The 16,047-nt window shown below is 60.2% G+C and carries 17 protein-coding genes and 1 pseudogene; 9 read left to right on the forward strand and 9 right to left on the reverse strand.

The annotated features are described in order from the left end of the window. Nucleotides 1-150 precede the first annotated feature (150 nt). Nucleotides 151-303: pseudogene (locus tag FW764_RS07690) on the forward strand (helix-turn-helix domain-containing protein); the annotation flags it as partial. Here the strand turns inward: FW764_RS07690 and FW764_RS07695 are convergent. Then, complete coding sequence (locus FW764_RS07695) at nucleotides 281-634, reverse strand: carboxymuconolactone decarboxylase family protein (protein WP_446433408.1); 354 nt, start codon at nucleotides 632-634, stop codon at nucleotides 281-283. The pseudogene FW764_RS07690 and the gene FW764_RS07695 sit on opposite strands and share 23 nt — an antisense overlap. A gap of 99 nt (nucleotides 635-733) precedes the next feature. On the opposite strand from FW764_RS07695, the gene FW764_RS07700 reads away from it, so the two are divergent. Beyond that, nucleotides 734-1,636, forward strand: coding sequence for an AraC family transcriptional regulator (locus FW764_RS07700; protein ID WP_446433409.1), 903 nt, complete (start codon nucleotides 734-736; stop codon nucleotides 1,634-1,636). 90 nt (nucleotides 1,637-1,726) lie between these two features. Here the strand turns inward: FW764_RS07700 and FW764_RS07705 are convergent, their stop codons facing one another. Continuing rightward, nucleotides 1,727-4,084 (reverse strand): penicillin acylase family protein, encoded by a 2,358-nt coding sequence (locus FW764_RS07705; protein WP_446433410.1) that lies wholly within the window; start codon nucleotides 4,082-4,084, stop codon nucleotides 1,727-1,729. A 157-nt stretch (nucleotides 4,085-4,241) separates the two neighbouring features. Between FW764_RS07705 and FW764_RS07710 the strand changes: the two genes are divergently transcribed. Beyond that, complete coding sequence (locus FW764_RS07710; protein ID WP_446433411.1) at nucleotides 4,242-5,348, forward strand: GNAT family N-acetyltransferase; 1,107 nt, start codon at nucleotides 4,242-4,244, stop codon at nucleotides 5,346-5,348. Further along, the gene (locus FW764_RS07715; protein ID WP_446433412.1) at nucleotides 5,345-6,223 is read left to right on the forward strand and encodes a hypothetical protein; all 879 of its coding nucleotides are present in this window, start codon (nucleotides 5,345-5,347) and stop codon (nucleotides 6,221-6,223) included. The genes FW764_RS07710 and FW764_RS07715 overlap by 4 nt, the downstream gene beginning before the upstream one ends. Here the strand turns inward: FW764_RS07715 and FW764_RS07720 are convergent. The 4 genes from FW764_RS07720 to FW764_RS07735 all read right to left on the reverse strand — a co-directional run bounded on the left by FW764_RS07720 (nucleotide 6,201) and on the right by FW764_RS07735 (nucleotide 8,859). Beyond that, nucleotides 6,201-7,424: a DegT/DnrJ/EryC1/StrS family aminotransferase gene (locus FW764_RS07720; protein ID WP_446433413.1), complete on the reverse strand. Its 1,224-nt coding sequence runs from the start codon at nucleotides 7,422-7,424 to the stop codon at nucleotides 6,201-6,203. The genes FW764_RS07715 and FW764_RS07720 overlap by 23 nt on opposite strands. Then, the gene (locus tag FW764_RS07725) at nucleotides 7,421-7,834 is read right to left on the reverse strand and encodes a DMT family transporter (protein ID WP_446433414.1); all 414 of its coding nucleotides are present in this window, start codon (nucleotides 7,832-7,834) and stop codon (nucleotides 7,421-7,423) included. The genes FW764_RS07720 and FW764_RS07725 overlap by 4 nt, the downstream gene beginning before the upstream one ends. Then, nucleotides 7,834-8,190, reverse strand: a complete 357-nt coding sequence (locus tag FW764_RS07730) for an EamA family transporter (RefSeq protein ID WP_026013873.1) — start codon at nucleotides 8,188-8,190, stop codon at nucleotides 7,834-7,836. Before FW764_RS07730 ends, FW764_RS07725 begins: the two co-directional genes overlap by 1 nt. A 90-nt stretch (nucleotides 8,191-8,280) precedes the next feature. Next, the gene (locus tag FW764_RS07735; RefSeq protein ID WP_446433415.1) at nucleotides 8,281-8,859 is read right to left on the reverse strand and encodes a DUF6436 domain-containing protein; all 579 of its coding nucleotides are present in this window, start codon (nucleotides 8,857-8,859) and stop codon (nucleotides 8,281-8,283) included. A 99-nt stretch (nucleotides 8,860-8,958) separates the two neighbouring features. Here FW764_RS07735 and FW764_RS07740 point away from each other — a divergent pair, with 99 nt between their 5' ends. Then, on the forward strand, nucleotides 8,959-9,900 hold the full coding sequence (locus tag FW764_RS07740) for an alpha/beta hydrolase (protein WP_446433416.1): 942 nt from the start codon (nucleotides 8,959-8,961) through the stop codon (nucleotides 9,898-9,900). Nucleotides 9,901-10,005: 105 nt separating this feature from the next. Here the strand turns inward: FW764_RS07740 and FW764_RS07745 are convergent, their stop codons facing one another. Next, the gene (locus tag FW764_RS07745) at nucleotides 10,006-10,758 is read right to left on the reverse strand and encodes a DUF2059 domain-containing protein (RefSeq protein ID WP_446433417.1); all 753 of its coding nucleotides are present in this window, start codon (nucleotides 10,756-10,758) and stop codon (nucleotides 10,006-10,008) included. Nucleotides 10,759-10,889: 131 nt separating this feature from the next. Between FW764_RS07745 and FW764_RS07750 the strand changes: the two genes are divergently transcribed. Next, nucleotides 10,890-11,522: a 2OG-Fe(II) oxygenase gene (locus FW764_RS07750; protein WP_446433462.1), complete on the forward strand. Its 633-nt coding sequence runs from the start codon at nucleotides 10,890-10,892 to the stop codon at nucleotides 11,520-11,522. A 2-nt stretch (nucleotides 11,523-11,524) separates the two neighbouring features. Then, the gene (locus FW764_RS07755; protein WP_446433418.1) at nucleotides 11,525-12,019 is read left to right on the forward strand and encodes a DUF523 domain-containing protein; all 495 of its coding nucleotides are present in this window, start codon (nucleotides 11,525-11,527) and stop codon (nucleotides 12,017-12,019) included. Between the two features lie 40 nt (nucleotides 12,020-12,059). Here FW764_RS07755 and FW764_RS07760 read toward each other — a convergent pair whose 3' ends face one another. Further along, the gene (locus FW764_RS07760) at nucleotides 12,060-12,554 is read right to left on the reverse strand and encodes a transporter substrate-binding domain-containing protein (RefSeq protein WP_446433419.1); all 495 of its coding nucleotides are present in this window, start codon (nucleotides 12,552-12,554) and stop codon (nucleotides 12,060-12,062) included. Between the two features lie 132 nt (nucleotides 12,555-12,686). Here FW764_RS07760 and FW764_RS07765 point away from each other — a divergent pair, with 132 nt between their 5' ends. Then, a complete protein-coding gene (locus FW764_RS07765) occupies nucleotides 12,687-13,127 on the forward strand; it encodes a DUF4399 domain-containing protein (RefSeq protein ID WP_446433420.1) in 441 nt (146 codons plus the stop codon). 67 nt (nucleotides 13,128-13,194) lie between these two features. Here the strand turns inward: FW764_RS07765 and serA are convergent, their stop codons facing one another. Then, entirely contained in the window at nucleotides 13,195-14,424 is a 1,230-nt protein-coding gene (serA, locus tag FW764_RS07770) for a phosphoglycerate dehydrogenase (RefSeq protein ID WP_010167810.1), read from the reverse strand. 226 nt (nucleotides 14,425-14,650) lie between these two features. On the opposite strand from serA, the gene FW764_RS07775 reads away from it, so the two are divergent. After that, nucleotides 14,651-16,045 carry an FAD-binding oxidoreductase gene (locus FW764_RS07775; RefSeq protein WP_446433421.1) on the forward strand — a complete coding sequence of 465 codons (1,395 nt, stop codon included), beginning with the start codon at nucleotides 14,651-14,653 and terminating at the stop codon, nucleotides 16,043-16,045. Nucleotides 16,046-16,047 lie beyond the last annotated feature (2 nt).

Below are 16,047 nucleotides of genomic sequence, written 5' to 3' on the forward strand. Positions count from 1 at the left end.
TCGACTGACAGGGCCTCATCGCAGGTAAGCCAGCTCCCACAGGGGGTTATGTTCCACCCGTAGAAGGTGTGTTGTTCATGGGCAAAACCATCGCCACTCACTGGAACGACGCCGCCGACCTGTCGCTGTTCCTGCTGGCCCAGGATCACGGCCCGGGTGATGCTCGAAAGCAACGCCGCACCGCTCAAGACCGTGGCCTATCAATGTGGGTTTCGCGATGCCCAGCACATGCGCAGCGTGTTCAACCGCCGGCTGGGCGTAACGCCGCAACAGTTCCGGCTTAACTTTGCGGCGCCGGTTTGAGCGTGTCGTAGGCTTCCAGCGCGCGCAGCGAGTAGATATACGCGGCGCCTGCATTCAGCGAGATGGCGGTGGCCAAGGTGGCGGCAACTTCTTCTCGGGTCGCGCCGGCATTGATCGCCGCATCCGCGTGCGCGGCGATACAGCCGTCGCAGCGCGTGGTGATTGCCACGGCGATGGAGATCAGCTCGCGGGTCTTGGCGTCGAGTACATGATTTTCCTCGGCAGCCTCGTCCAGCGCCATATAGGCTTTGACCATCTTCGGGTTGCTCTTGCCCAGCGCGCCAAAGGTTTTATTCACTTTAGCAAGCAAGTCGGACCAGTTATTGAACATTGCGGTAACTCCTGAACGGGTTGGGTGTGAAGCCAGTCTGTGCCGTTCGGGGTTGGTATGATTGTTCGATCCACTCATCTTTTTGACCGATGTTCGCAAATGAATTCGATCGACACCCTTATTGCGCTGGCCAACCTGCGCGGCAGTCTGGATTTACGTTGCCAGTTCCAGGGTGACTGGGCGCTGGAACACACCCCGGAGAATCTCGGCGTGGCGCCGTACCACATCGTCATTAGCGGAACTTGCCGCGCCGAATTATCGGGCGGCCAGCACGTGACGCTGGAGGAGGGCGACATCCTGCTGATGCCCGGCGGCGCAACCCATTTGCTGCGCAGCCAGGGTGAGCGGATTCGGCCGGTGCAGCCCACCGTGATCGAAGGCGGTGTACTGCCGGTGTATCGCCTGGGTGGCGAACGGCCGGAAGTGGACATGCTCTGCGGCAACTTTCACTACAACCGTCAATCGTTGTTGCTTGGTGCGTTGCCGGAATTTTTGGTGGTGTCTAGCCGCCAGTGGCAGGGCGATGGGCAGCTGGCCGCGTTGATTGCTTTACTGCGCAGCGAGGCGGACGGCCAGCAATTGGGCGCCCGCTCGTTTATAGACGCGCTGTCGTCGGCCTTGTTCACTTTAATCCTGCGTGCCTGGCTGGCTCGCCAGACACCCGTGGCGGGCACCTTCGCGTTGCTCGCCGATAAGCGCCTGAGCAAAGCCTGGCAGGCGATGCTGGCCGAGCCTGGTCACGAGTGGACGATCGACAGCCTGGCAGCCGCAGCGACGATGTCGCGGGCGACGTTCATGCGCGCGTTTGTAAAAGTGGCGGGCGTGTCGCCGTGGGTGCTGCTCACGCAGCTGCGCATGGAGTTGGCGTTCAACCTGCTGCGCCAGTCGCGCCTGAGCCTGCTGGATATCGCTGCGCAGGTGGGTTACCAGTCCCAGGCGGCGTTCAGCAAGAAATTCAAGGAAACCTATGGCGAGGCGCCGGGGCGAATGCGAGCTCGTTAGTCGCCAAAACACAGGTCAAAAATGTGGGAGCGAGCAAGTCGAATCGTCGCACCGCACCGCCGCTCCCACATTGACCGCATTCTTCTAGCGCTATTTTCTCGCTGGCAACAGCTTCAGCGTGCCACGGGTATTCGCCGTCACCTCTTCATCACTGAAATGCGCCTGCTCGTACCCACCCTCGATATAAGTTTGCGCCTGGTCGCCATAGTGGGAGTCAAACGGCACGCCGCTTTGCCCCACCGGGTTGATGGTCAGGGCGTGGGCCGCGTCGGCGAAGTCGATCAGGCGACGGGTCGAGGGGCCGTACGTCACTGGCCACGGCGCAGGGCCAATCATGGCGGACTGGTTGTTCGGCACTTCGTGAGTGCCGGGCGCAGGGAACGGGCCGACGTTGAAGATCTTGTCCAACGGCTTCTGCATGCCCAGCGGATGGCCGTGGGTCAGAGTGTGAGCCTTACCCCATTGCCACTGGGCCGGGTCATCACCGAAGGTGGCTTTGAGGTGCGCCAGGCTGTTGTCCCAGGCGAGCTTGACCGTGTCGGCGCGCTTGCCGTCCCACCAGGGCGAATCCGGCGAAGCGGCGAGGCGTGGCAGGGCGGCATCGATCACCCGCGTAGTGAGCAGGGTCTTGAACATGCCGTCACCGAGCTTCGGGTGGAAGACCGCATCGGTGAGGTTGAACAGGAACTGGTTGAACAGTGTGGCGCTGGTGGAATCCAGCGGGTAATCACCCTTCCAGCTTGCCAGCTGCTCCACCAGTTTCACCTGCGCCGGGTCTTTGACCACCTCACGCAGCACCGGCAACAGCGGCGCGAGCAAGCGTGGGCCGTAGGCGGTGGTGGTGCCCAGTTGCAGGGCCTGGCTGTTGTTTACGTCCCACTTCACGCTTTTGTCGCTCAACTGCGTGTTCAACTGCTGACCACGGTCGGCGAGGTTGTAATAACCGGGGATCTCCATGCCGGTGGGCGACGCCGGCTGGGCATTCGCCGACACCACATAGCCGCGCGCCGGGTTCTCTTCCTGCGGGTTGGCACTGAATGGGTAAAAGCCCAGCTTGTCAGCCTGGGCGGTACTGCCGTCGAGGATAAAACCGGCATTCACCCCAGCTGGGCGGATCGGCAACTGCGCCGCTGCCCACCAGCCGATATCGCCCTTGGCGTTTGCCCAGACGATATTCAGGCCTGGCGCCGAGACCATCTCCGCCGCGGCGCGGGCCTTGGCCAGGGTGTCCGCGCGGTTGAGCTGGTAGAACCCTTCGAGGATCGGGTCGTCGGTGTCCAGGAATGCCCACCACATGGAAATCGGCGTTTTGCCTGCATTTTCGCCGAGCACGTCATTGATAATCGGGCCGTGGGGCGACTGTCGCAGTGTCAGCGTGACCGGCGCCTGACCCTTCACCGCAATCTGCTGCTCGCTGCTGGTCATGTTGACCCATTGACCGTGGTACCAGACTTGGTTGGGATTGTCCGGGTTGACCTTTTCGGCGATCAGGTCGAGGTCATCGTTCTGGAACATGGTCAGGCTCCAGCCGAAATCCAGGTTGTGGCCCAGAAACGCCACTGGCACCAGCGCGTTGTGATAACCGTACAGCTCAAAGCCCGGTGCCGAGAGCTGGGCCTCGTACCACACTGACGGCACCGAGAAGCGGATATGCGGATCGCCGGCCAGCAATGGCTTGCCACTTTTGGTGCGGCTGCCGCTGATGGCCCAGGCGTTACTGCCTTCGAATTGTGGCAAGCCGTTATCGGCCAGTGCCTGCTCGCTTAAGGAGGCGATGGCGCTGAGGCTGTTCCAGTCGCTGGCGGCAAGGTTGAGCGCGCCCTGGGGTTGCCATTCCAGGTCAAAGACCTTGAGGTAGTCGCTGCCCAGTTGGTCGCGTACGTAGGTCAGCAGCGGTTCGGTACGAAACGCAGCGGCAAAGCTGTAGGCCATGTACCCGGCGACGCTGATGGTGTCCTCGGCGGTAAACGGCCGCTTGGGGATGCCCAGCACGTCGAACTCCATCGGGCTGGCGTGGGTGTCCTGATACTGGTTAATCCCGTCAAGGTAGGCTTGCAGGGCTTTCCATGGCGCTGAATCGTGGTCAATGTGTTCCACGTAACTCAAGGCACGTTCACGAATGCGCAGGCTGCGGAACAGTTTGTCGGTCTCCAGCAGCTTCGGCCCCAGCACCTCGGCCAGTTCGCCACGGGCCAGGCGCCGCATGATCTCCATCTGGAACAGCCGGTCTTGGGCATGCACATAGCCTAAGGCGCGATACAGGTCGGTCTCGTTCTCGGCGCGGATATGCGGCACGCCGCGGTCGTCGTAGCGCACCGTGACCGTGCCTTGCAGATTGGCCAGTGTTTCGGTGCCCTGGCGGGTCGGCTGTTTGCTGTAGACATACCAGCCGGCACCAGCCATGAGGGCGGCAATCAGGATAGCGAGCACGGTCAGGCTGCGTTTCATGGACGATCCTTGGTCATTCACCTTTCAAGTCAACGGAGTCTAATAGGTTTGGCGGGGGCTGAGGGAAATGCTGATGTGCCTCGCCGACAGCCGAGGTTCAAGTGCGCAGCACGCCTTAGGGGCTATCATCCCAGCTGTCATCTTTGAGCTTTTTTTTATGACTGGCGCCATGCAACCTATGCCGAACTCCAGCGACCGCGAGGTTGCCTATACGTGCTGCCTGGAAGCGCAATCGCTGATCAGGCGCTTTCTGCAGCATCCGCCGGTGGGTTTTGACGCCCGGCTGTCAGATCAGGGCTTGCCGTACTTCTTCACGCCATTCGACTTGTTGACCACCGCAGACGATGCGTTCGAGAAACGTGTCCGTGGCTGGCCAGGGTACCGTTTCTGGCATTCCTGGCTGCGTGTCGACAGCTGCTTTGTCGGCACCACGGTCAGCGAATACTCGCCGTTCCCTCAAGGCGTTTCGCCTCAGGACCTCGCCCAGTGGCTGCACTATGAATGTACACCGCAGCGCAAGCTCACGGTCATCAAAGACGTGCCGTGCGACTCGCCGCTGCTCAGCGATGCGGACAATCGCTACGCCCACGACTTGATCGAGGCGTGCACTCGGCGCGGCTTTATCAGCCTGGAAGGCCAGGCGCTGGCGTATGTACCGATCAACTTCAGCACGGTTGACGAGTACCTGGCGCGCTTGTCCCACAGCCGTCGCCGTAACATCCGACGCAAGCTGCGCAGTCGTGAGGCGCTTCGCGTGGACGTCCTGAACACCGGCGATGCGCGCTTCAATGATGAAGCCTGGCTGGCGCAGTTGTACGGCCTGTACAGGGCGGTGTATGACCAGAGCGAGATCCATTTCGACCTGCTCACGCCTGAATTTTTCAGTGGCTTGCTCAAGGATGCCACCAGCAATGGGCGCGTATTCTGCTACTGGCACTGCGACGAGCTGATTGGCTACAACCTGTGCTACGTGGAGGGCGACAAGCTGCTCGACAAGTACATCGGTCTGAATTACCCGTTGGCGCTGGAGTTCAACCTGTACTTTGTCAGTTGGTTTGTAAACCTGGAGTACGCGGTGGCCAACGACCTGAAGTTTTACGTGGCCGGCTGGACCGACCCGCAGGTCAAGGCCAGCCTCGGCGCCGACTTTACCTTCACCCGCCATCTGGTGTGGGTACGCAACCCGCTGTTGCGCAAACTGGGCAATCGATTCCGCCATCACTTTGAAAGCGATGCTCAGTGGCAACAGGAGCACACTTCATGAGCCAGGATCGACCGCCGCTGATCCTCGACTTTGATGGCGCCGTCAGCGACATTCCCGGCGCGCTGACGTTGCCGCTGCAGGACTGGCAGGAAAAAATCCGCTTCGGTTGCCGTTGGGCGCAGTTCAAAGAGTTGGAAACCGCCCTGCATGCACAGATGCCCGGCGATTACGGCTGTGTGTTTACCGGCAGTGGCGATTATCACCACCTCAGCCAGCTGTTGTTGAACCGCCTGCCGGCGCAGCAGAAATTCCAGCTGATCATCTGCGACAACCATCCGGACAACATGCGCTACCCATTCGGCATCCACTGCGGCTCATGGGTTTACTGGGCCAGCCGCTTGCCGCAGGTCGAGCATGTGCATGTGCTCGGCATTGGTTCGCAGGATATCGGCCTGGGCCACGCCTGGGAGAATCATTGGTCGCCGCTGCTCAAGCGCAAGCTGACCTATTGGAACGTCAACGTCGACACGCGCTGGATGAACTGGGTCGGTGCGGGTCGCAGCAATCGCGCCTTCAGTAACCCGGATGATTTGATGGGGGCGTTCCTGGCGCAATTTGATCGTTCATTGCCGGTGTACGTGTCCATCGACAAAGATGTGCTGAGCCCGGAGGTGGTCAACACCAACTGGGACCAGGGCGAGTTTCTGGAACAGCATTTGAACGACTTGATCAGTGCCTGTCAGGGCCGGATTATCGGCGCGGACATCACCGGCGATGTGTCGGCCTATCACTATGAAAGCAAGTTTAAGCGCTGGTTGAGTGCATCCGATGGTCAGGAAGAACTGCCTGCGGCGCAGGTACAGATCTGGCAACAGCAGCAGAATGAGCTGAACAGCCGCTTGGTGGCCCGTATCAATCAGGGTTGGCGACAATAACCTTGAGCTGGGCCAGTACCTGTTCGAAGCGCTCATCCGTCAGCCAGTGGCTGTTGCTGATCGACAGCGTGCGGGTGGCGAATGCCTGGGCTTGGGTGATATCGCCGCCAGGCTGCAACAGCGGGATCACGTCGGGATAGCCCGGCAATGTGTGGATAAACAGGCGAGTCACGCCCAGCCCTGACGTCCACAACGGTGCCATTGCCGCATCACGCGCTTGTGCGGACGGCATCACCACCAGCAGAAAGGGCCAGGTACCTTGTTGCCCTGGCCTGTCCATGATGACTGAGACGCCGGGTAAAGCATTTAAGCGTGCCGCACGGCGTAATGCGCGGGTGCGGCCTTGCTGCAAGTAATCCGGCAGGCGAGCCAGCGCGGCGGCGCCGACCTGCTGGCGATAGCCGCCGAGGCGGTGCAGCGGGATGTCGCTGACTGAAAAGTCGTCGCCCACTGCGGCCACTGTATCGCCTTGCGCCAACGCGGCCCTCAGCCCTTTGCCATACACGTAATACAAGCCACGCGGCTGATAGGCCAGGGCGTAACCCCACAGTTCGGCGCTGCGCTGCAGTTCCCTGCGCAGGTTGAAAGGCAGGTCCTGTTGGCATTGTCGGTGCAGCGCCTGGTGCAAGACAGGGTCGCGACTGAACAGCACGCCGCCTTCCGCCGTCGTCAGGCCTTTGCCGAGTGCCAGGCTGAAAAAACCCACATCGCCCTTTAGCCCGACGCTGTTGCCATCGTCGAGTGCGCCCATGGCTTGCGCCGCGTCTTCAATGATCGCCGCGCCGACTGCGCCAGCAATGCGTTTGGCTGTATCGACATCCGCCACGCGCCCGGCCAGATGCGTGACCACCACCGCCAGCGTGCTGTCGTCGCACAGCTGCGCCAGCTGCCGTTCATCCAGGTCAATGCTGTTGGGCTGCAAATCACAGGGCACCACCCGCAACGGTGGGCAGTAATGGGCGGCCAATGCCACCAAGGGGCAGGTGTAGGCCGGCACGATGAGCCGGGTGCGGCCGGGCATGCGCTGCTGCAAGGTGCGCAAGGCGATGATCAGCGCAGCGGTGCCGGAGCAAGGCAGCGCTGGCCGTGGGATCGAGAATTGGCGGGCGAGCGAATCGGCCAGGTCTGCAGAGCAACCGAACAGATCCCGCCAACGCAAAGGGAGCCCTGCGGTCGGCGGAATTTCCCACGGGCGTGTCATGACGCCGGGGCCTGCGACGGCTCGACCTCGACCTGTTTGCTCTCTTTATCTTCGCTACGCGCCAAGCAGAGAATGCCCGCAATAATCAGCGCGCCACCGATGACTTTTGGCAGGGTCAAGGTGTCATCGAACAGCCACACAGAGATCAGCGTCACGCTGATCAGCTCCAGGTGAGAGGCCGCAAAGGCCGGGCCCACCGGCGCGTATTTGAGCAGCGTCATCCAGGTGAAGAAGGCGCCGATATAGCCGACAAAGGCGCCGTAGATCCACGGTGCGCCAAACACCCGGACCAGCCACGCAGCATCCATGGTCAGAGGCTCAGCATGCACCGAGGCGAATTTGAAACTAACCTGCGCCAAGGTGTCGAAAATGATCAGCGCCAGGAAACCCAGGATATAAAAGCGTTTCATCATTCAAACCCTACGACAGTCACACCACAGGCGATCAGCATGATGCCGATCAAGCGCCATTTGCTCAGGCTTTCTTTGAACAGGAAACGCCCGGCAATCATGATCACCACAATGTTGATGGAGCCCAGCATCACGCCGACTGACAACGGCACGAGCGTGAGAAACGCCAGCCATAAGACGAATTCGAAGACGTAGCAGATCACGCCCAGCCAGATCCACGGACGCTTGAGCATGTGTTTCCAGTGGGCCAGTCCGTCATGTTCGGCGCTGGCCGAGGCGGCGGCTTTGAACGCCAACTGGCCGGACGTATCAACGATCACGTTGAGCATCCAGAGGATGATGGTTAACTGGCTCATGTATTCCTATGCTTACAATCTTACCGAAAGCGTACGATACAGCAGCCGGTTGGCCGGATGATTGGAGTTTGTCCTTTGAACAGCCTGTGTTCAGTTTGACGCCTTGCTCCATGCGCAGTAACAGCCCACCGCCAGCGTATGGGTGGCATCGACCTCGCGCCCGGCCTCAAGGGCTTGCAGGATCGGCTCGATAAAACTGTTGCTGGAGTTGCACGTGAGCCCTTCGCTGTACGGCCCGAAATACGCAAGTTTGCCCGTGCGGTCCCAAATCCCGACAGCCGGAGTCGCCGGCACGTGGTCGGCACCGAACAGGGTATTAAGGGTTTTCATCTTGCGCAGGTTATCGGGCAGTTGGCCGTGGCTGCCTGCTTTTTGCAGGGCATAGAATTCAACGCCCTGGGGCGCGTAGCGCTCAATCAGCTCGCCCAGATGCTGCTGGTTGCCGACGTTGCACGGGCAGGCCGGGTCCCAGAAATGCACCAAGCGGATCGGGCCTGGGCCAGCAAGTTCGGCGGGCAGGCGCAGGGCGTCGCCGGAAAACACCGCAGTATGTTCACTGAATGCGCGCAGGTAGCGACTCTGGAACCAGTCATACGCCGCCCACAGCACGCCGGCGCAGATGATCACTATCACGCTGGCGAACAAGGTGGAGCGGTAGGGCTGTCGCATTCAGATCAATCCTCGAAGGTCGCGTAGCTTGCCATGCTTGCCCTGACAGATGAATATCACCGCTCGATATTCATCTTCACGGTTAGTCTGGAACCCTTTATGCCTGTCAGCTTTGACCCCGATCATCTGCGCGAAAGCTTGCGACCCCTTGTGGATGCGCAACCGCTCAGCGCCGAGGCGCGGGTCTACCAGCGTTTCTACGGGCTGGACCTGGCCGCGCGCAAAGTACCGGCGGTGAGCCGTTTGGGGCGCTTTGAGGTGGATGGCTTCCAGGTGGTCGCCCAAGTGTGGTGGCCGCCAATGCCGGTGGCGACGCTGTTCATGTTTCACGGTTTCTACGACCACATGGGCCTGTACCGTAACGTGGTGAACTGGGCGCTGGACCAGAGCTGCGTGGTGATTGCCTGCGATTTGCCGGGCCATGGCCTGTCCAGTGGCGCACGTGCCAGCATCGATGATTTTGCGGTGTATCAGCACGTGGTACAGGCGCTGTTTGTGCAGGCGAAGGCGCTGCAACTGCCGCAACCCTGGCACCTGTTCGGGCAAAGTACCGGTGGCGCGGTGGTGGTGGACCATTTGCTCAATCACGGCGCCGACAGCCCGGCGCAGGGCAAGACGTTCCTGCTGTCACCGTTGGTGCGGCCACGTGCCTGGGGCTGGTCGCAGGTCAGCTACTACCTGCTGCGACCGTTCGTCAAAGGCATTGCGCGGCGGTTCAGCGAGAACACCAACGACCCCAAATTCAAGCCGTTCCTGGAAGCTGATCCCCTTCAGCCACGCCAACTGCCTACCGCCTGGGTGGGTGCGCTGGCGCGCTGGATCAAGCGTATCGAAGCCGCACCGCGCAGCCCACGGCGGCCGGTGATCGTGCAGGGCGAGGAAGACATGACGGTGGATTGGCAGCACAACCTGCAGGTGCTGCGCAGCAAGTTCGATCGGCCCGAAGTGCTGATGCTGCCGCGGGGCAGGCATCACTTGGCGAATGAAATTCCCGAGATTCGCCAGGAATACTTCCGGTATTTGACGGACCATCTGAAGTAACACGGACCAAATGTGGGAGCGGGCTTGCTCGCGAAAGCGGCCCGTCAGTCAACTAATACAGCGGCTGACACACCGCATTCGCGAGCAAGCCCGCTCCCACATTGGTTACTGCGCCAGGCTGGAAGTGCTTTGACCAACGGCAAGACCCGCGCGAATGGCTGCAAGAGCTGCCTTGTAATACGCCCTACCTTGCGGCGACTCCGCAAACGTGGCGAATTCTTCCAGCTCCGGGTCGGACAAATCCCGATAGACGTACAGCAGCGTGTTATTCAGGTCGTTGCCGATCTGTTGCATTAAACGCTCGCGCTGACCATTGAGCATGCCTTGGGCCTGTCCACCGCCCAACAGGCCGGGAATCATCTGGCTCAAGCTGTCGGCCGCGACGCCGGCAATTGCCAGGCTGACCTCCGCGCCGGCTTCACGGGCGGGCAACGCCTGTGCCAAGTGGCCGATGATCAAGCTGCGGGTCGCGTCGGCTTCGATGTGCGGCAGGCCTTTGGCATTTTTTGCCAACTGGTCGCGCCGGGTAGCCAGCAACTCGGCCGCGACAATCTTGCGGCCCAGCGGCGACTGGAAAAACGCCAGGGCGGGTTTCGGGTCCGGCAGGTTTTTGCGCAACTGCGCTTCGGCACGCTGGTCCATGGCCTGGGCGGCAAAGCGTTTATTGCTGTTGTCCACCAACGCCTGGTACACCGCTGGCGGCAGGCTATTGCGGTAGCGTTGCTGGGCGGCACTGAGGGCGTCATTGAAATGCGCACGTTGTTCGGCCCAGCCGGCGACCTTGTACAACGGGTCATAGCCGTCTGCCCACGCGGGCAAAACGCAGAACATCAGCATGGAAAAAAACAAACGACGCATATGGACTCCTGTCAGTCGGCCACTATTGTCCGTGTCGGGCGTAGGATTTGTCGAGAAATCCTATCGGTCACCTGACTAAAGTGTATTCAGACGCTCGGCGGCTCTGTCGGATTCACAGGCGTATGGATACTATGCGCGCCATGCAAATACCCCTCGATCATCCCCTGCTGCAGCGCATTGTCGACGACCTGGCCGAAAAAGGTTGGTCGCAGCAGAACGGCTTCCTGCCCCAGGCTCTGACCCTGGAACTGGCGGCTGAGTGCCGCAAACGTGCGGCTGAGGGCGAATTGGCACCAGCAGCCGTAGGACGCGGCCCGGCCCAGGAGATTCGCGAGGGTATTCGCGGTGACCATATCCAGTGGCTGGAAGAGGGTGATGCGGCGGTCTGCGAGACCTACATGGGCGTGATGGACAGCCTGCGCCAGGTGATGAATCGCGGCCTCTTCCTGGGCCTGGAGGATTTCGAAAGCCACTTCGCGATGTATCCACCGGGTGCGTTTTACCTCAAGCATGTGGACCGTTTTCGCGACGACGACCGGCGTATGGTCTCGGCGGTGGTTTACTTGAATGACGCTTGGCTGCCTGAGCATGGTGGCCAGTTGCGCATGTACCTCAAAGACGGCGTGGAGTACGATGTGGTGCCCACCGGCGGCAGCCTGGTGGTGTTCCTGTCCGGCGAGGTGCCCCACGAAGTCCTTCCCGCTACGCGTGAACGCCTGTCCCTGACCGGCTGGTTTCGCCGGCGGGGTAACGAGCCGTTTTAAGTATGGAAAAGATTCTGATCAGCCGCTGCCTGCTCGGGCACAAGGTGCGTTACGACGGTGGTGCCAGCGGTCCGTTCGCCCAGTTGGCAGCGTGGCAGGCTGAAGGTCGTGTGGTTGCGATCTGCCCGGAAGTGTCGGGTGGTTTGCCGACGCCTCGCCCCTGCGCCGAGATTCCGGGCGGGCAAGGCATCGATGTGTGGGAAGGCCGCGCCCAAGTGCTGACGGCCGAAGGCGAAGACTTCAGTGCCGCTTTTCTCGATGGCGCCCGCCACGCGCTGGCGTTGGTGCAACGGCACGCCATCCGTGTCGCCATCCTCAAGGCCAATAGCCCTTCGTGCGGCAACCTGCTGACCTATGACGGCACCTTCACCGGCGTAAAGGTGAGCGGCGAAGGGGTGACGGCGGCGCTGCTCAAGCGCCATGGGGTGTTGGTGTTCAGCGAGCTTGAATTGCCTGAAGCGGCGGCTGCCCTAGCCCAGCTCTCAAGCCTTACCTAGATCAAAATGTGGGAGGGGCCTGCCCCCTCCCACAGCTGATTTATTGTGTCTTCACGGCCGGTGTGTCGCCTACAAACCACTTCTGCGTCAGTGCCTTCAAGCGCCCATCGGCCTTCACGTGCTGCAACGCCTTGTCCAAGCTACTTTTAAACGCCGGGTTGCCCTTTTGGAACGGAATCGCCAGCTCAGGTGTTTTCTTATAGGGCTCACTGAAATCGAACCGATGCTGCAGCTCGGCAGTCATAGCGATATGGTTGATGGCCACGTCGTATTTGCCGGATTCAACGCCTGACAGCATGTCCGCGTCGTCGGTGGTGATAAACGAGGGGCGTACGTCCATTTCCTTGGCCAGTTGTTCACCCAGCTCCACTTCAAAGCCGGTTAGCTTGTCGCCGTCCTTGAAATTGAACGGCGGTGTGTTGGCTTCCAGGGCGATGCGCAGCTCGCCGCGATCAAACACATCATCGATCAGTTCGGCATGAGCCAAAGGGCTCAGAAGAGGAAGCAAAAGTACAAGGCCAAGCGAAAAGCGCATGGTCGCTCCTAGAGTTTTAATGTGCGAGGCGCCGTTCAGCGTCGCTTTGCTATGGTGTTGAGTGCCTTGGACAGCAATTTGTCGCGAAGTTGTCATTACCCAACAGAATTCCTCGAAAAACTGGAGAAGCGAATGAAAGCCTTATTGTCCCGTGCCACCCTGGCCAGCGTGTTGCTGGGTGCTTCGATGTTGGTCTCTGCTGCTGATGGTATCCCGCGCAGTGCGCCACCTGAAGGCGCCAAAGTATTTATCGTGTCGCCAAAAGACGGCGCCACCGTCGATAAAACCTTCACCGTCAAATTCGGCATGGAAGGTCTCAAACTGGCCCCGGCCACTAATCAGGATCCAGGCACTGGCCACCACCACCTGCTGATCGACCAAAAAGAACTGCCTGACGCCAGCGTGCCGATTCCGGCCACCGACACCGTGATTCACTACGGTAAGGCCCAGACCGAAACCGAGCTGACCCTCACCCCCGGCAAGCACACCTTGCAACTGGTAGCTGGCGACAAGCTGCACATGCAGTTCAACCCGACTGTAGCCTCGAAAGTGATCACGGTTACCGTCAAGTAAGATTTGTTCAGACAAAAAAATGGGAGACCCCTGCGGGTCTCCCATTTTTTATGCAGCGTTTAAAGCCTTAGAACAACACGCGGCTACGAATCGTGCCGTTGATGTGTTGCAGCTTCTCTTGCGCCAGGTCCGAGTACTCGGCGTCAACGTCGATCACCACGTAGCCGACTTTCTCGTTGGTCTGCAGGAACTGACCGGAGATGTTGATGCCGTTTTCCGCGAAGACCTTGTTGATCTCCATCATCACGCCAGGGATGTTCTGGTGGATGTGCAGCAGGCGGTGCTTGCCAGGGTGAGCCGGCAGCGCCACTTCGGGGAAGTTGACGGAAGACACCGAGGTGCCGTTGTCGCTGTACTTGACCAGCTTCTCCGACACTTCCAGGCCGATGTTGGCTTGGGCTTCAGCGGTGGAACCGCCGATGTGCGGGGTCAGGATCACGTTGTCCAAGCCGCGCAGCGGGCTTTCGAAGATGTCGTCGTTAGAGCGTGGCTCTACCGGGAACACGTCGATGGCGGCGCCGATCAGGTGCTTGTCCTTGATCGCGTCAGCCAGGGCGTCCAGTTCTACCACGGTGCCGCGTGCAGCATTGATCAGGATGCCGCCTTTCTTGATCGCGCGGATTTCCTTCTCGCCGATCATCCACTGGGTCTCAGCGGTTTCCGGAACGTGCAGGGTGACGATGTCGGACATACCCAGCAGCTCGGTCAGGCTCGACACCTGAGTGGCGTTGCCCAGCGGCAGTTTGGTCAGGGTGTCGTAGAAGAACACCTGCATGCCCAGACCTTCGGCCAGCACCGACAACTGTGTGCCGATCGAGCCGTAACCGACGATACCCAGCTTCTTACCGCGGATTTCGAAGGAGTTGGCCGCGCTTTTGATCCAGCCGCCACGGTGGCAGGAAGCGTTCTTCTCAGGGATGCCGCGCAGCAACAGGATGGCCTCGGCCAATACCAGCTCCGCAACGGAACGGGTGTTGGAGTACGGTGCGTTGAACACCGCGATGCCGCGTTCGCGCGCAGCGTTGAGGTCGACCTGGTTGGTGCCGATGCAGAAACAGCCGACAGCCACCAACTTCTTGGCGTGGTCGAAGATCTCTTCGGTCAACTGAGTGCGGGAGCGAATGCCGATAAAGTGCGCGTCGGCGATCTTTTCCTTTAACTGGGCTTCCGGCAGAGAACTGGTGATGTACTCAATGCTGGAGTACCCAGCGGCTTTCAGTACGTCGACAGCCGATGGGTGGACGCCTTCCAGAAGAAGGAACTTGATCTTGCTCTTATCGAGAGAAGTCTTGCTCATCTGCGTAAACCTGTATCCCGGAGAAAAATGGCAGGGAATCGAGCAGTTAGTGCCTTGAATCAGTGCACAAGAGCTGACCCGGACGGCAGGAAAGCCGTCACCGCAGAAACGCCCTTGGGCTCTGTCCTGCGGGGGCGGTATGCTAGCATACGCGCCCCGCTAAACACCTATTCCTGCGACGTGAAGCGTTCTCAGGATGACCATGAATTGTTCGAGAGTTCTGTCGATGACCCATCCTGCCCTGATTGATGAGCTAAAGACCCTGGTTGAGCCCGGCAAAGTGCTGACCGATGCAGACTCCCTGGAGGCTTACGGCAAGGATTGGACCAAGCACTTCGCACCTGCACCGTCTGCCATCGTCTTTCCCAAGACCATCGAACAGGTGCAAGCCATCGTCCGTTGGGCCAATGAACACAAGGTGGCGCTGGTGCCATCCGGTGGTCGTACCGGCTTGTCGGCTGCTGCCGTTGCGGCCAATGGCGAGGTGGTGGTGTCGTTCGACTACATGAACCAGATCCTCGACGTGAACCTCACCGACCGCACCGCCAGGTGCCAGCCGGGCGTGGTCACCCAGCAATTGCAGAACGTCGCCGAGGAAAAAGGCCTGTACTACCCGGTGGACTTTGCTTCGTCGGGTTCGAGCCAGATTGGCGGCAACATCGGCACCAATGCCGGCGGGATCAAAGTGATTCGCTACGGCATGACCCGCAACTGGGTCGCCGGCATGAAAGTCGTCACCGGCAAAGGTGACGTACTGGAGCTGAACCGCGACCTGATCAAGAACGCCACCGGTTACGACATGCGCCAGCTGTTTATCGGTGCCGAAGGTACGTTGGGTTTTGTGGTGGAAGCCACCATGCGCCTCGACCGTGCGCCGAAAAACCTCACCGCCATGGTGCTTGGTACCACGGACTTCGACTCGATCATGCCGGTGCTGCACGCGTTCCAGAGCAAGCTGGACCTGACCGCCTTCGAATTCTTCTCTGACAAAGCCCTGGCCAAAGTCATGGGCCGTGGCGATGTACCGGCACCGTTCGAAACCGAGTGCCCGTTCTACGCACTGCTGGAATTCGAAGCCACCACCGAAGAAGTCGCCAACCACGCCCTGGAAACCTTCGAGCACTGCGTTGAGCAGGGCTGGGTGCTGGACGGCGTGATGAGCCAGAGCGAAACCCAACTGCACAACCTGTGGAAGCTGCGCGAGTACATCTCCGAGACTATCTCCCACTGGACCCCATACAAGAACGATATTTCGGTGACTGTTTCCAAAGTGCCGGCGTTCTTGAAGGAAATCGACGCGATCGTCGGCGAACACTACCCGGACTTCGAAATCGTCTGGTTCGGCCACATCGGCGACGGCAACCTGCACCTGAACATCCTCAAGCCAGAAAACCTGAGCAAGGACGAGTTCTTCGCCAAGTGCGCCACCGTGAACAAGTGGGTGTTCGAGACCGTCGAGAAGTACAACGGCTCGATCTCTGCCGAACACGGCGTGGGCATGACCAAGCGCGATTACCTGACCTACAGCCGCTCACCGGTTGAAATCGAATACATGAAGGCAGTGAAAGCGGTGTTCGACCCTAACGGGATCATGAACCCTGGCAAGATCTTCGCTGTTTAATC

Source organism: Pseudomonas sp. 1152_12 (assembly GCF_052850675.1).

Coding starts and splice junctions, on each gene's coding strand:
- FW764_RS07695 (WP_446433408.1), bottom strand. CDS start 634: ATGTTCAATAACTGGTCCGACTTGCTTGCTAAAGTGAATAAAACCTTT.
- FW764_RS07700 (WP_446433409.1), top strand. CDS start 734: ATGAATTCGATCGACACCCTTATTGCGCTGGCCAACCTGCGCGGCAGT.
- FW764_RS07705 (WP_446433410.1), bottom strand. CDS start 4,084: ATGAAACGCAGCCTGACCGTGCTCGCTATCCTGATTGCCGCCCTCATG.
- FW764_RS07710 (WP_446433411.1), top strand. CDS start 4,242: ATGACTGGCGCCATGCAACCTATGCCGAACTCCAGCGACCGCGAGGTT.
- FW764_RS07715 (WP_446433412.1), top strand. CDS start 5,345: ATGAGCCAGGATCGACCGCCGCTGATCCTCGACTTTGATGGCGCCGTC.
- FW764_RS07720 (WP_446433413.1), bottom strand. CDS start 7,424: ATGACACGCCCGTGGGAAATTCCGCCGACCGCAGGGCTCCCTTTGCGT.
- FW764_RS07725 (WP_446433414.1), bottom strand. CDS start 7,834: ATGAAACGCTTTTATATCCTGGGTTTCCTGGCGCTGATCATTTTCGAC.
- FW764_RS07730 (WP_026013873.1), bottom strand. CDS start 8,190: ATGAGCCAGTTAACCATCATCCTCTGGATGCTCAACGTGATCGTTGAT.
- FW764_RS07735 (WP_446433415.1), bottom strand. CDS start 8,859: ATGCGACAGCCCTACCGCTCCACCTTGTTCGCCAGCGTGATAGTGATC.
- FW764_RS07740 (WP_446433416.1), top strand. CDS start 8,959: ATGCCTGTCAGCTTTGACCCCGATCATCTGCGCGAAAGCTTGCGACCC.
- FW764_RS07745 (WP_446433417.1), bottom strand. CDS start 10,758: ATGCGTCGTTTGTTTTTTTCCATGCTGATGTTCTGCGTTTTGCCCGCG.
- FW764_RS07750 (WP_446433462.1), top strand. CDS start 10,890: ATGCGCGCCATGCAAATACCCCTCGATCATCCCCTGCTGCAGCGCATT.
- FW764_RS07755 (WP_446433418.1), top strand. CDS start 11,525: ATGGAAAAGATTCTGATCAGCCGCTGCCTGCTCGGGCACAAGGTGCGT.
- FW764_RS07760 (WP_446433419.1), bottom strand. CDS start 12,554: ATGCGCTTTTCGCTTGGCCTTGTACTTTTGCTTCCTCTTCTGAGCCCT.
- FW764_RS07765 (WP_446433420.1), top strand. CDS start 12,687: ATGAAAGCCTTATTGTCCCGTGCCACCCTGGCCAGCGTGTTGCTGGGT.
- serA (WP_010167810.1), bottom strand. CDS start 14,424: ATGAGCAAGACTTCTCTCGATAAGAGCAAGATCAAGTTCCTTCTTCTG.
- FW764_RS07775 (WP_446433421.1), top strand. CDS start 14,651: ATGACCCATCCTGCCCTGATTGATGAGCTAAAGACCCTGGTTGAGCCC.